Raw genomic sequence first — 13,090 nt, 5'->3', positions numbered from 1 at the left:
CCGGAGGCCGCGCCGACCCCACGCGGCAGCGATTCGCCGCCGCGCGGTGCCGCGGCGCTCATCCGCAGGCCGGCAGCCGGCCGGCGGGCACGCCCTGGCAGACAGCGTTGCGGGGCGCCCAGCCGCCCTCGATCACCAGGGCGAGGTTGTCGCGCGTGATCGGCTGCGGGCGCAGGAACAGCGCGGTCATGTTGGCGCGCGAGGGGCCCTGGTTCCACTGCACGGCGCCCGGCACCTCGTTCAGCCGCGCGCCGCCGGCCAGCCGCACGGCGATCTCGCCCGCCGCCTTGCCGAGCTCCCGCGCATCCTTCCAGATCGTCACGGTCTGCGTGCCGAGCGCGATGCGGTTCAGCGCGGCGCGGTCGGCATCCTGGCCCGAGACCGGCACGCTGCCCGCCAGCCCCTGCGCCGCCAGCGCCGCGATGGCGCCGCCCGCCGTGCCGTCATTCGCCGCGATCACCGCATCCACGCGGTTGTTGTTGCGGGTCAGGATCTGCTCCATGTTCCGCTGCGCGTTGGCCGGCAGCCAGCCGTCGGTGAAGGCCTCTCCGACGTTGCGGATGCGGCCGGCATCGATCGCCGGCTTCAGGATCTCCATGCTGCCCTGGAACAGAAAGTTCGCGTTCGGGTCGGCCGAACTGCCCTTGATGAAGGCGTAGTTGCCCTCCGGCTTCGCCGCCTGGATGGCGCGGGCCATCATGCGGCCGACCTCGACATTGTCGAAGGTCAGGTAGAAGGCGCGCGGATTCTCGATGAGGCGGTCGTAGCCGATCACCGCCACGCCCTCGTTCAGCGCACGCTCCACCGCCGGGCGCACGGCCTGCGCGTCCTGCGCCAGCACGATCAGCGCCTTCACGCCGCGCGCCAGCAGGCTCTCGATGTCGGCCAGCTGCTTGGTCGGGTTCGATTGCGCATCGGCCGAGAGATAGGTCGCGCCACCGGCACGCAGCGCCGCCTGGATCGCCGCCTCGTCGGTCTTCCAGCGCTCCTCCTGGAAGTTGGACCAGGAGACGCCGACGGCGGTGCCGCGCTGCGCGCGCGCCTGGCCCGGCATGGCGAGGACGGGCAGGCCAAGCCCGGCCGCGACGAGGTGACGACGGTACATGCGGAGAGCTCCTCCCCGAGTTGCATGGCGACGCAGCGGCCGCCTTGCGACAATGGAGGCAAGAAGCCTGACCACCCGTCAAGGTCTAGTTGCAGGCGGCACGTCTCACGTTGCGGCGCGGCTGCATGACGCAGCTTCAAGACGCTCACGGCGCGACCGGAAGGGTGCCCCGTGCGTTCCGGCACGACACGCGGCGGAGAACCCATGACGCAGAAGGCTGCGGCACGGCAGGTGGCGCGCAACATCGAGGAGGTCGTACGGCTCGAGCAGGACGAGATGCGCCGCCGCCCGCCCTCCTCCCGGTTGGCCGACATTGTCGCGCGCGTCGCGGGGACGCCGCACTTCATCGTGCTGCATGGTCTGGCCATCGCGGCCTACGTCGCCGTGAACGTCGGCCTGGTGCCCGGCCTTCCCGCCTTCGATCCCTTCCCCTTCGGCCTGCTGGGCGGCTTCTTCTCCCTGGAAGGCGTCCTGCTGGCCGCCTTCGTGCTGATGAAGCAGAACCGCGCCGACGCCCGCGACGAGGAGCGCGCGCATCTCGACCTGCAGATCAGCCTGCTGGCCGAGCAGGAAGTGACGAAGGTCATCCAGATCCTCAACCGCATCAGCGCGGCCATCGGCATCGAGAAGCAGGTGGTGGACGAGGAGGCGCGCGAGCTCGGCGAGGTCACCGCGGTGGGCAACCTCGCGGAAACGCTCCACGAGAAGCTGCATCCGGAGGAGCGGCCGGATGAACCTGCCTGAGGCGCCGGGTGCGCAGTGGATGGCGCTGATGCGCCGCGGCGCGTGGGAGGAGGCCTGGCGCCTCTCCGACGTCGCGCTCGCGGCCAGGGACGGCCGACGTGACTGGACGCTGCCGCGCCACCTGCAGACGGTGTGGGACGGATCGCCGCTGGCCGGGCGGCGCGTGCTGGTGCGCTGCTATCACGGGCTCGGCGACACCATCCAGTTCATCCGGCTCATCCCCGGCCTGCAGGCGATCGCGCGCGACGTGACGGTCTGGGCGCAACCGGCGCTGATCCCACTCCTGGCGACGATGCGCAACGCGCCACGGCTGCTGCCGCTGCACGACGGAACGCCGGAGGCCGCGTTCGACGTGGACGTCGAGATCATGGAACTGGCGCACGCGCTGCGCCTGACGCCGGCGACGCTGCCGGCGCGCGTTCCGTATCTGCACCCGCCGGGGAGGCCGCGCTTACGGGATGGACGGCTTGCGGTGGGGCTCGCGTGGCGCGCCGGAGATTGGGATGCGCGGCGCAGCGTGCCGGTGGAGATGCTGCGCGTGTTCGCGGCGCTGCCGGGCATCGTGCTGCATGTCCTGCAGCGCGGACCGGCTCTGGACGAGCGGCCCGCCTGGCTCCCGAGCGATGCCGGATCCGATGACGTGCTGGAAGCGGCGGCGACGATGCGGTCGCTCGACCTGGTGGTCAGCATCGATTCGATGCCGGCGCATCTGGCGGGGGCGCTCGGCGTCCCGGTCTGGCTACTGCTGGCACACGACGCCGACTGGCGCTGGATGGAAGGCCGCGACGACAGTCCGTGGTATCCGACGATGCGTCTGTTCCGCCAGGCGCGGCCGGGCGACTGGGCGGATCCCCTCGGACGTCTCGCCGACGCCCTGCGGGGATGCACGAACCGCTAGCGCCCCCGGCGCGCCGCCGCACCACGCAGCGACAGCGGCATCGGCGGGACGCGACGGACATCGTCATTGGCTGCCGGCTGCGGCGCGTCCCACGCCATCTGCTTCTCGAACCAGGCGATCGTCGCCTTCAGTCCGGCGTCGAGGCCGGTCCGCGGCTGCCAGCCGAGCAGCCGGCGCGCCAGCGCGATGTCCGGCCGCCGCCGCTGCGGGTCGTCAACGGGAAGCGGGCGCCGAACGATGGCGGAGGCGGAGCCGGTCAGCGCCAGCACGCGCTCCACCAGGTCGCACACGCGCATCTCCTCGGGGTTGCCGAGATTCACCGGGCCGGGCGGGCTCGGGCTCACGGCCGCAAGTCGCATCAGGCCCGCCACCAGATCGTCCACGTAGCAGAAGGAACGCGTCTGACGCCCGTCGCCATAGATCGTGATGTCCTGGCCCGCCAGTGCCTGCGTGACCACGTTGGACACCACGCGCCCGTCATCGGCACGCATGCGCGGGCCGTAGGTATTGAAGATGCGCGCGACGCGCACCTCCACGCGGCCGGCGCGATGGTAGTCGAAGGCCAGCGTCTCCGCCGCACGCTTGCCTTCATCGTAGCACGCGCGCGGCCCGATCGGGTTGACGCAGCCGCGATACGCCTCGGTCTGTGGATGCTCCTCCGGGTCGCCATAGACCTCGCTGGTCGAGGCCAGCAGGAAGCGGGCCCCTGCGGCCTCGGCCAGCCGCAGCAGGTGGCGCGTGCCGAGCACGCAGGTCAGCAGCGTGTGCTCGGGATCGGCCTGGTAGTGCGGCGGGGAGGCCGCGCAGGCCAGGTTGAACACCGCTTCGATGCGCGGGGCGCGCCGCGGCAGCGCCGGCGGCAGCGGATCGCAGACGTCGCATTCCACCAGGTCGAAGCGCGGATCGCGCTCCAGATGGGCGATGTTCTGCCGCCGCCCGGTCCGGAAGCTGTCCACGCAGACGACATGCGCCCCATCGGCCAGCAGCGCATCGCAGAGATGCGAGCCGAGGAAGCCGGCACCGCCGGCGACAACGACAATGCCCTGCTTGCCGTTCCTCACGGGATGACCTGCTCCTCGGCACGGCGCAGTCCGACGGGCTCGCCTGCTGCGGCCATGGCCTCGCGCAGATGCGCCTCGAGTTCCGCGGCGCGATGGGCCGCGGTGTGCGACGCGAGAACCCGGGCGCGGGCCGCAGCGCCGATGCGGGCGCGGCGCGTGCCGTCACGGTCATCCAGTGCGGCCAGCACGTCGTCCGCACCCGTCGCCGTCAGGATCTCCTCTCCCGGCCGGAACAGCTCCTCGATGCCCGGCCAGGCATCGGAGATCACCGGCGTGCCGCAGGACGCCGCCTCGAACAGGCGCACGCTCGGGCTCCAGCCGGCGCGCAGCATGTCCGCGCGGGTGACGTTCAGCGTGAAGCGGCTGGCGGCGTAGAATCCGGGATGCGCGTCGGGCGCCACATGCTCGATGCGCTCCACATTGGCCGGCCAGTCGATCCCGTCGGGATACTGCGCACCGGCCACGACGCAGCGCAGCTGCGGCGCGCGGCGCGCGGGTTCCAGCAGCAGCCGTTCCAGCGCGGGCTGCCGGTCCGCGCTCCAGGTTCCGAGATAGGAGAGGTCCCAGCGGCACGGCCTGTCCAGCACGGGATAGCGCGCCGGATCGACGGAGCAGTAGAGCACGCGTGCCCTGGGCGTGCCGTGACGCTCTTCCAGGATACGCAGCGTGGGCCCGCCGGTGAAGGACAGGTAGAGGTCGTAGCGGCTGATCAGTTCCGGGGAGATGTAGTCGTGCTCTCCCCGCGCCAGCTTCGCCAGCGTCACCGGCGTGTCGATGTCGTAGAAGACGGTGATGCCGGCGGCGAGGCGCTGCACCAGCCTGCCCACCGCGACACCCTCCGGCACGTAGGAGCCGACCATCACGGCATCGCTCGCCGCGATCTCCCGGCGCCAGTTCGCCAGCTCGTCCAGGTCCCTATACAGCGCGAGGCGGCAGAAATCCGCCTCGGGCAGGTCGCGATGCGCGGCATACCAGGGCGTGTCGCGCTCCAGGAACAGCACGTCGTGGCCACGCGCCGCGAAGGCGCGCAGCAGGGCGCGCCAGGTCGTGGCATGCCCGTTGCCCCAGGCGGAGGAGAGGCTGAGGCCGAGGACGATAAGCTTCATGCCACCCGCGCCTCCCTTGCCCGGGCAAGGTGCTCGCGCAGCAGCGCATCCACCTGCACGCCGCGCCGGGCATAGGTGTGCTCCTCCAGGATGCGCGCCCGCGCCGCCTGGCCGATCGCCCGCGCTCGTGCCGGCGTGAGTTCCGCGAGATGCGCAGCGACCTCCGCCCCGTCCCGGGCGGACAGCACCTCCGCGCCCGGCGTCAGGAACAGCTCGAGGCCGGTCCAGGCATCGGTGATGAGGCAGGCCCCCGCGCCGGCCGCCTCGAAGACGCGGGTGGCCGGGGAGAAGCCGACCTCCGCCATGCTGTCGCGCGCAACGTTCAGCACCGCCAGCGCGGAGCAGTTGAAGGCGTTGTGCACGCCGGTGCCGACATGGCCCAGCCGCGCGACGTTGGGCGGCATCGCCTTGTCCTCCCACCCGTTGCCGCCAAGCGTGAAGCGCCGTTCCGGCAGCAGCGCCGCCGGGCGCAGGAAGAACTCCTCCACGCGCGCCTCGCGGTCCGGCAGGCGGTTGGCCAGGAAGCCCAGATCGGCGGCGAAGCGCGGATCCGGCGACACGGGATGATGCGTGTCCGGGTCCAGCGCGTTGTAGACGGGCACGCATCGCCGCGCCCCGAGTTCCCGATACGCCGCGACCACCGGCGGGCCGCCGCCATAGGTCAGCACGAGGTCGAGGCCAGGCAGCGCACGCCGCACGGGATGCGTCGGATCGGCGCGCATCGCCGCAAGCGTCGCGGGCGCGTCCACGTCCCAGAAGATGCGCAGGGCGCCGGGCCGTGCTGCCGCCATCACGCCGTGCAGCAGCTCGTCGTCGAATACGCCGACGCCGCTGGCCTTCACCACGGCATCGGCCTGCGCCGCGACGCCGATGGCCCGGTGCAGCCCGTCGGCATCGGCCGGCCAGACATGCACCTCCGCCCAGTCCGGCGGCTCCATGTCGCGGTGCTGCTGGCGGCCGAAGGCATCGGGTTCGTGAAAGGTGGTGCGGTGCCCGTGTCGCGCCAGTTCGCGGATGATGCCGCGATAGTAGGTCGCCGCACCGTTCCAGTAGGCGGAGAGCAGGCTCGATCCGTAGAACGCGATCCTCATGCCGCCTGCTCCGCCCGCGTGCCGAGCCGCGCGACCGCGGCGAGCAGCTCCGCCGCGCGATGGTCGCAGCTGTGGCGTGCGCGGATGGTGGCGAGACCGTTCGCCGCCAGCCGCGCGCGCAGCGCTGGCTCGGCGGCCAGCGCGCGCAGGTGGCGCGTCGCCTCCGCGCCGTCGCGCGCGACCAGGAAGTCCTCGCCGGGGCGAAACAGGCCCTCGCTGTCCTCCCAGGACGCCGAGACCAGCGGGATGCCGCAGGCCAGCGCCTCGAAGACGCGGATGGTCGGGATTCCGGGCAGCAGCGTCGCGTAGTAGCGGCGCGGCACGTGCAGCGTGGCGAGGTGGCGGGCGAAGACCGCCGGCGCCTGCGCGTTGGGCAGCCAGCCATGGTATCGCGCGCCATGGGCGGCGAGCCGGCGCAGCGCGTCCGCGGGGTACCGCACGCCGTGGATGTCGAGCGGCAGGCCGGCCGCGCGCGCGGGCCGCAGAAGGAACTCCTCGATCTCCGCGGCACGCTCGCCATCGCCCCAGTTGCCGATCCAGACCAGCCCCTCGCGCGGCCCTTCCGCTGCCGGCGGGTGGAACACCGTGGTGTCAGCGGCCTCGTGCCAGGTGGTCACGCGCGCGCCCCAGCCCCAGGCGCGATAGACCTCGGCCAGTGCCTCGCCGAAGGCCAGCACGCCGTCGTAGCCGTCCAGATCGAAGGCGCGGATCGCGTCCGGGTCGCTGACGGCGCGGTGATGCGTGTCGTGGAACAGCAGCGTGAACCGCGCACCGCGCAGGCGCATCGCACCGAGCGCCGCGACCAGCCAGGGCTCGTTCCATTCATGCACGACGACGACATCCGCGTCCTGCACAAGCGCAGCGAGATCGGCTGCGCATGCATAGGAGCGCCACGCGAGATCCGGGAAGGACACGCTGAAGCCGTCCAGTGCGGGGGCACCGTGCTCGCGCAGCAGGTTGGCGGCGCTCCACCCCGCAGCGGGCTCGCATGCCAGCGTCGAATGGCCGCGCGCCTGCAGCGCGCGCAGGACGCCGCGCAGGAAATGCGCATTGCCGTGGTTCCAGCAGGACCGGAGCGAGTGGGTGAACCAGACGAACCTCACGCGGCGACGTTCCTTCCCCTCCCGGCGGTGCGCGCGGCCAGCAGCCTTGCGTGGATGCGTGCCATGCCCGTCGCCATCGCCTGCGCGGTGAATCGACGGGCCCGCCTCCGGCCGGCAACGCAAAGGCTTCTTCTTTGTTCCTGGTCGCGCGACAGCATCATGACGGCGACCGCGAAGCCATCGGCGTCGCCCGGAGCGACGAAGCACGCGGCGCCGTCCCACAACTCGCGGAAGGTCGGGATGTCGCTCAGCACCAGGGCGCAGCCGGCCTGCGCGGCTTCCAGCACCGCGAGGCCGAACGGCTCGTAGCGCGCGGTCGAGACGAAGATCGGCCCGCGCGCCAGCATCTGCTGCACGGCGCCGGTTTCCAGCGCGCCGAGGCAGCGCAGCGCCGCGAAGGTGATTGCCGCGCCGTTGGGTCCGCGCCGCGCGCCGGCCGCGAGGACGGGCAGATCGAGCTGTGCGGCCGCGCGATCCAGCGTGGCCAGGTCCTTGCCGTCGTCCCACAGCCGACCGGCCGTGAACGCGAAGGATGCCATGCCGCTGGCCGAAGGCCCGGCAACGCGGCCGTTCCACACCACGTCGGGCGGCGCGGCCAGCGCATGCGCGCGCGCAGTGGCTGCGGCGAAGGCGCCACTCGGCGCGACCAGCGCATCGCAGGCCGCATAGCCGCGCCGCAGCAGCCCGCCGCGCCAGGCGAAATCGGCCGGCATGGGGCCGCTCCGCACCGCCTCCCACCACGTCGGCAGGCAGGAATGACACACGCCGACCACGGGGCAGGGGAACCGGGCCGCGGCCGCGAGCGCGGGGCTGTTGAGCTGCACGATGTCCGCGCCGCAGCGCGCGGCCGTGGCCGCCAGCGCGCGCCCGGCCTGCAGGATCTCCGCCTCCTCTGCCGCCAGCCAGTCGAGAGGCAGCCCCGTGTCGATCAGGGCCATGCCGGGAATTTGCGCCGCCTCCGCGCGCCGCGCCGCATCCAGGCCAGGGCCGAGCACCGCCAGCGTGATGCGCCGGCCATCCGCGGCCAGGGCGCCCGCAAGGTCGATGGCATGGGCCCAGACGCCGCCGACCGCATCGGTCGTGATGAGGATATGGGGCGGCGCGTCGCTCAACGCGCGCACGCCGCTTCCAGCGCGGGGAGCGGCAGCGGCCTGTCCTCCTGGATGTCGCTGAAGGCATCGAAGGCGGCGAGGTAGTGCGCGTGCGCGCGCTCCCATGCCTGGTCGTCGGGCTCGCCCCACAGGCGCCGGTAGTCCGGCGAGGAGGGATAGGGATAGAGCGGCACCGGGTCGTTGGCCCAGACGCCGCCGCGCTGCAGCGTCGCGCGCCACTCCGCGACCTGCGCCGCGTCGTCGCCTTCCACGCGGATCAGGTTGGCCTGCACGAAGGGCACGAAGCGCCGCGCGTGCAGCAGGCGCTCGGTCAGCGAATCGGTGTCCATGCGGCAGGCCTTGTCGAGCGCGGCGCGACCGGATTCCGTCAGGCTCTCTACCCCTGCCTCGATGGAGACGCAGCCGGCGCGGCCCAGGCGCTCCAGCATCTCCGGCTTCCACAGGTCGATCCGCGTCTGCACGCCGAAGCGAAGCCCGCGCCCGGTCAGCGCCTCCAGCAGCGCGCGGTCCGGCAGGAAGATCTCGTCGATGAAGTAGAGGTAGGTGACGCCCTGCGCGCGCAACGCGTCGATCTCCTCCAGCAGCGGCGCCAGGTCGCGCCGACGGTAGCGATCGCGGAAGTCGATCTTGGCGCAGAAGGTGCAGTGGTAGGGACAGCCGCGCGACGCCTCGACCTCAGCCCCGGGGCCCTCCGGCTCCGCGTCGAAGCGGTGGTGGTGATGCGCGTGGCGGGCGACCCAATCGTCCGGCCAGTGCAGCGCGGGCAGGTCCGTGAACCGCGCGGCTGCCGGCCCGCCCGTGACCTGCAGCCCTGCATCGCGGCCGAAGGCGATGGAGGGCACGCGCGCCAGGTCCTCCGCCTGCGCGAGCGCGACCAGCACCTCCTCGCACTCACCGCGCACCGCCACGTCGCAACCCAGCTTGCGCAGCGTCGCCCCGGGCGTGGCCGAGCCGTGCGGGCCGACTGCCACGGTGCGTCCGCCGCGATCGCCCAGCGCGTCCAGGAAAGCGCGGGGAATGCGCAGTTCGGGCGGCGCGCAGCGCCAGAACAGATAGGTCGGTGCCGTCGTCACCACCGTCATGCCCGGCGCGAAGGCTGCAACCTGGTCCGCTGCTTCGGCCTGGGAGAGGCCGCAGAGATGCGCGTCCAGCATCAGCACCTCGTGACCGGCGCGCTCCAGCAGCACTTTCGCGCAGCCCAGTTCCAGCGGCAGGTGCGGCGCGCGGCAGCCGAAATAGATGCTGCCGGCGAAGTCCCAGGCCGGATTGACCAGCGCGATCCTCACGGCAGCGCCTCCATCACGCGCGGCGCCGCGGCGGCGAGCCCGCGCTCCGTACGCAGCCACTCGGCCAGCTGGCGCAATCCGACCCGCCAGGGCTGCGGCTCCGCGAGACCCAGCACCGTGCGCGCCCGGCGCGTATCGGCCACGAACCAGCGCTGGTCGCCCGCGCGGACCGCGCCATGCGTCACGGCGACGCGGGGGCCGGTGAGGTCGCCGATGGCGTGCAGCACCTGCAGCAGGCTGACGGCATTGGCCGGCCCGCCGCCGAGGTTGAAGGCCCGGCCCGCCGCCGCGCCGATCCGTCGCCAGGCGCCGAGCCAGGCTGCGACCGCGTCGTCCACATGCAGCACGTCGCGCACCTGGCAACCATCGCCGTAGAGCGTCACGGGCTCGCCGCGCAGCGCGCGGATCAGGAAATGCGCGACCCAGCCCTGGTCCTCCGTGCCCATCTGCCGCGGGCCATAGACGCAGCTCATCCGCAGCACCGTGGCGGGCAGGCCGTAGCTGCGGGCGAAGTCCAGCACGTACTGGTCCGCTGCCCCCTTCGAGCAGCCATAGGGCGTGTGGAAGTCGAGCGGCCGGTCCTCCGCGATGCCGGCGTCGCGTAGCGCGGGGTCCCGCGGCAGCCAGGCGCCATTGCGCAGCTCCAGCGGGATGTCGCCCAGGTCGCCATAGACCTTGTTGGTGCTGGCGAAGACCAGCGGGCAGGGCCCGCCCGGACGACGCCGCAGCAGGTCCAGCAGCGTGAAGGTGGCATGCAGGTTGATGCCGAAATCCTCGGCCGGATCGGACAGGCTCGTCGTGACCGCGACCTGCGCCGCCAGGTGGAACACCGCCCCGACGTCGCGCAGCGCGTGCTGCAGGGCCGCGCGGTCTCGGATGTCGGCCGTGACGGAGGCGATGCGGGTGCCGTGGCGGCGACGTAGCCAGTCCAGGTTCTCCGCCACGCCGGGCCGCAGCAGGGCATCGTAGACGACGACGTCGTGCCCCTCGCGCGCGAGCCTGTCAGCCAGGCTCACGCCGATGAAGCCAGCACCGCCGGTGACGAGGACGGGGCCCGTCACGCCACCAGCCCCCGTGCTTCCAGTTCCCGCCGGGCCTCTGCGACGCGGTCCTCCGCCTGCTGGCGAGCGACCCATTCGGCAAGCTCCGCCAGACCATCGCGGAAGTCCTGCCGTGCGACGTAGCCAAGCCGCGCGCGCGCCAGCGTCAGGTCCGGTACGCAATGGCGGATGTCGCCGGCACGGGCCTTGCCCGTGATCTCGGGTGCGATGCCGAACCTGCCCATGGCCTCGGCGAGGAGTGCCGCGACCTCCGCCACCGTGCGCACCTCGCCACTGCCGATGTTGAACGCGCCGCCCGCCGCCTCCGGGCGCTCAAGCGCCAGCAGGAAGGCGCGCGCGACGTCGCCGACATGCACGAAGTCGCGCTGCTGGCGTCCGTCCTCGAAGATCATCGGCGGCTGGCCGTTGTGCAGCCGCGCCGCGAAGATCGCCAGCACGCCGGTGTAGGGGTTGGACAGCGCCTGGCCCGGCCCGTAGGCGTTCCACAGCCGCAGCGCGACGCCCTGCATGCCATAGGCCGGCGCCAGGGTGAGCGTCAGCCGTTCCTGCACGTATTTCGTGATGGCGTAGACCGAGGCAAGCGCCGGCCGCTTGTCTTCCGGCGTCGGCACCGGGACCAGCGGCCGGCCGTGCGAATCCAGCGGATCCCAGGGCTCTCGGGCAGAGCGGGTCGCCGCCTCGTGCAATGCGCCGTCGGCGCCGCGGTAGAGTCCCTCGCCGTATATGCTCATGGAGGAGGCGACGACGATACGCGCCACGGGCCGCTCGATCAGCGCCTGGAACAGCACCGCCGTGCCGTGGTCGTTCACCGACACATACCGATCCACGGCGTACATGCTCTGGCCGACGCCGACTTCCGCCGCCATGTGCACCACCTTGTCCACCCCGGCCAGGGCGCGCCGCGTCATCGCCTCGTCGCGCACGTCGCCGATCAGCAGTTCCACATCTGCCGGCAGGTCACGCGGCCGCTTCGCCTCGCCATGCACCTGCGGGATCAGGCTGTCCAGGACACGCACGCGGTGGCCATGCCGCAACAGCAGTGCTGCAAGGTGTCGGCCGATGAAGCCCGCGCCACCGGTGATCAGGATCCTGTCGGCCAACTGCTTCCTCCGCTCAACTTCTCGGCGGGCTGCAGCCGCCGCCCGACCGCGAGCGGAACGCAACGACGCAATACCGGTGCGAGAAGCGACCGCGTCACAATCGGGTGTCCTGCACGGCGTGTCCCCCGGAACCGCGGAACGCTGCCCTGCAAGGTGGGTTTCGCCGGCGCAACGCGCTGTGTCGCAGGGACAGGAGACAGTCGGGTTGATCACGGGCTCGTCCAGGGGATCGCTGCGCGTCGGCATCGCCGGCGTCGGCAACTGCGCCTCCTCCTTCGTGCAGGGCCTGGCGCATTACCGCGACGTGCGCGATCCGCAGCCGGGGCTGCCGCACCCCGTGCTCGGCGGCTACGCGGTCTCCGACATCGTGGTCGCCTCCGCCTTCGACATCGCATCCTCCAAGGTCGGGCAGGACGTCGCGCAGGCGATCCTCGCCGCGCCGAACAACACGCGCATCTTCGCCGAGGTGCCCGCGACCGGCGCCGTGGTGCGGCGCGGCCCGACGCTGGACGGGCTGGGCCGCTACCTCGTCGGCGAGATCACGGAATCGGACGCGGCGGTGGCGGACGTGGCCGACGTGCTGCGACGGTCGCGCACGGAGGTGCTGGTCTCCTGGCTGCCGGTCGGCGCGCAGCGCGCGACGGCATTCTATGCGGAGGCCGCGCTGGCGGCGGGCTGCGGCTTCGTCAACTGCATCCCGGTCTTCATCGCATCCGACCCCGCCTGGCGGGCCCGCTTCGAGGCGCGCGGCCTGCCCATCATCGGCGACGACATCAAGAGCCAGGTCGGCGCGACGATCCTGCACCGCGCCCTCGCCCAGCTGTTCCGCGACCGCGGCGTGCGGCTGGACCGCACCTACCAGCTGAACTTCGGCGGCAACACCGACTTCCTGAACATGCTGGAACGCGAGCGCCTCGCCTCCAAGAAAGTCTCCAAGACACGTGCGGTGACCAGCCAGATGGACGTGGTCCCGCGCGACGCAGATGTGCATGTCGGGCCGAGCGATTTCGTCCCCTGGCTCGAGGACCGGAAGTGGGCCTACATCCGGCTGGAAGGCACCGCTTTCGGCGGCGTGCCGCTGAACGTCGAGGTGAAGCTGGAGGTCTGGGACAGCCCGAACTCCGCCGGCGTGGTGATCGATGCGGTGCGCTGTGCGAAGCTCGCGCTCGATCGGGGTGTCGGCGGCGCGCTGCACGGTCCTTCGGCCTGGTTCATGAAGTCCCCGCCGGCACAGATGACCGACCATGCGGCGCGGGAGGCGGCGCTGCGCTTCGTCGAAGGCCTGGCGTGACGACGCTGCTGCTGCTGGCGCGCCACGCGCAGCACGAGGAGGCGGGGCAGGCGCTGAGCGGACGTTCCGACGCGGCCGGCCTCTCCGCCGCCGGGCGCGCACAGGCCGCGCGGCTGTCGCGCCGCCTGCTGC

General features: G+C 72.4%; 12 protein-coding genes. 3 read left to right on the top strand and 9 right to left on the bottom strand.

Annotated features, from left to right (window positions below; all coding sequences use genetic code 11):
- Nucleotides 1-58: 58 nt before the first annotated feature.
- On the bottom strand, nucleotides 59-1,105 hold the full coding sequence (gene xylF, locus OZN99_RS13990; RefSeq protein WP_270935858.1) for a D-xylose ABC transporter substrate-binding protein: 1,047 nt from the start codon (nucleotides 1,103-1,105) through the stop codon (nucleotides 59-61).
- Nucleotides 1,106-1,309: 204 nt separating this feature from the next.
- Here xylF and OZN99_RS13985 point away from each other — a divergent pair, with 204 nt between their 5' ends.
- Nucleotides 1,310-1,849, top strand: coding sequence for a DUF1003 domain-containing protein (locus OZN99_RS13985; RefSeq protein WP_270935857.1), 540 nt, complete (start codon nucleotides 1,310-1,312; stop codon nucleotides 1,847-1,849).
- The gene (locus OZN99_RS13980) at nucleotides 1,836-2,747 is read left to right on the top strand and encodes a glycosyltransferase family protein (protein WP_270935856.1); all 912 of its coding nucleotides are present in this window, start codon (nucleotides 1,836-1,838) and stop codon (nucleotides 2,745-2,747) included. The genes OZN99_RS13985 and OZN99_RS13980 overlap by 14 nt, the downstream gene beginning before the upstream one ends.
- On the opposite strand, the gene OZN99_RS13975 is transcribed toward OZN99_RS13980, so the two are convergent.
- Genes OZN99_RS13975 through OZN99_RS13940 form a run of 8 tightly spaced genes read right to left on the bottom strand, consistent with a single transcriptional unit; the run spans nucleotide 2,744 to nucleotide 11,667 of the window.
- Complete coding sequence (locus tag OZN99_RS13975) at nucleotides 2,744-3,808, bottom strand: UDP-glucuronic acid decarboxylase family protein (protein ID WP_270935855.1); 1,065 nt, start codon at nucleotides 3,806-3,808, stop codon at nucleotides 2,744-2,746. The genes OZN99_RS13980 and OZN99_RS13975 overlap by 4 nt on opposite strands.
- Nucleotides 3,805-4,914, bottom strand: a complete 1,110-nt coding sequence (locus tag OZN99_RS13970; RefSeq protein ID WP_270935854.1) for a CgeB family protein — start codon at nucleotides 4,912-4,914, stop codon at nucleotides 3,805-3,807. The genes OZN99_RS13975 and OZN99_RS13970 overlap by 4 nt, the downstream gene beginning before the upstream one ends.
- Nucleotides 4,911-6,005 carry a CgeB family protein gene (locus OZN99_RS13965; protein WP_270935853.1) on the bottom strand — a complete coding sequence of 365 codons (1,095 nt, stop codon included), beginning with the start codon at nucleotides 6,003-6,005 and terminating at the stop codon, nucleotides 4,911-4,913. Before OZN99_RS13965 ends, OZN99_RS13970 begins: the two co-directional genes overlap by 4 nt.
- Nucleotides 6,002-7,108, bottom strand: a complete 1,107-nt coding sequence (locus OZN99_RS13960; RefSeq protein WP_270935852.1) for a CgeB family protein — start codon at nucleotides 7,106-7,108, stop codon at nucleotides 6,002-6,004. Before OZN99_RS13960 ends, OZN99_RS13965 begins: the two co-directional genes overlap by 4 nt.
- Nucleotides 7,105-8,229, bottom strand: coding sequence for a glycosyltransferase family 4 protein (locus OZN99_RS13955; RefSeq protein WP_270935851.1), 1,125 nt, complete (start codon nucleotides 8,227-8,229; stop codon nucleotides 7,105-7,107). The genes OZN99_RS13960 and OZN99_RS13955 overlap by 4 nt, the downstream gene beginning before the upstream one ends.
- Nucleotides 8,217-9,506, bottom strand: a complete 1,290-nt coding sequence (locus OZN99_RS13950; RefSeq protein ID WP_270935850.1) for a TIGR04295 family B12-binding domain-containing radical SAM protein — start codon at nucleotides 9,504-9,506, stop codon at nucleotides 8,217-8,219. Before OZN99_RS13950 ends, OZN99_RS13955 begins: the two co-directional genes overlap by 13 nt.
- Nucleotides 9,503-10,567 carry an SDR family NAD(P)-dependent oxidoreductase gene (locus OZN99_RS13945; RefSeq protein ID WP_270935849.1) on the bottom strand — a complete coding sequence of 355 codons (1,065 nt, stop codon included), beginning with the start codon at nucleotides 10,565-10,567 and terminating at the stop codon, nucleotides 9,503-9,505. The genes OZN99_RS13950 and OZN99_RS13945 overlap by 4 nt, the downstream gene beginning before the upstream one ends.
- Nucleotides 10,564-11,667 (bottom strand): NAD-dependent epimerase/dehydratase family protein, encoded by a 1,104-nt coding sequence (locus OZN99_RS13940; protein WP_270935848.1) that lies wholly within the window; start codon nucleotides 11,665-11,667, stop codon nucleotides 10,564-10,566. The genes OZN99_RS13945 and OZN99_RS13940 overlap by 4 nt, the downstream gene beginning before the upstream one ends.
- Before the next feature lie 205 nt (nucleotides 11,668-11,872).
- Between OZN99_RS13940 and OZN99_RS13935 the strand changes: the two genes are divergently transcribed.
- Nucleotides 11,873-12,958 (top strand): inositol-3-phosphate synthase, encoded by a 1,086-nt coding sequence (locus OZN99_RS13935; protein ID WP_270935847.1) that lies wholly within the window; start codon nucleotides 11,873-11,875, stop codon nucleotides 12,956-12,958.
- Nucleotides 12,959-13,090: the final 132 nt, after the last annotated feature.

This window comes from Falsiroseomonas oryzae (assembly GCF_027856955.1).
Lineage (GTDB): Bacteria > Pseudomonadota > Alphaproteobacteria > Acetobacterales > Acetobacteraceae > Falsiroseomonas > Falsiroseomonas oryzae.
This window is presented reverse-complemented; position numbering and strand designations above follow the sequence as displayed.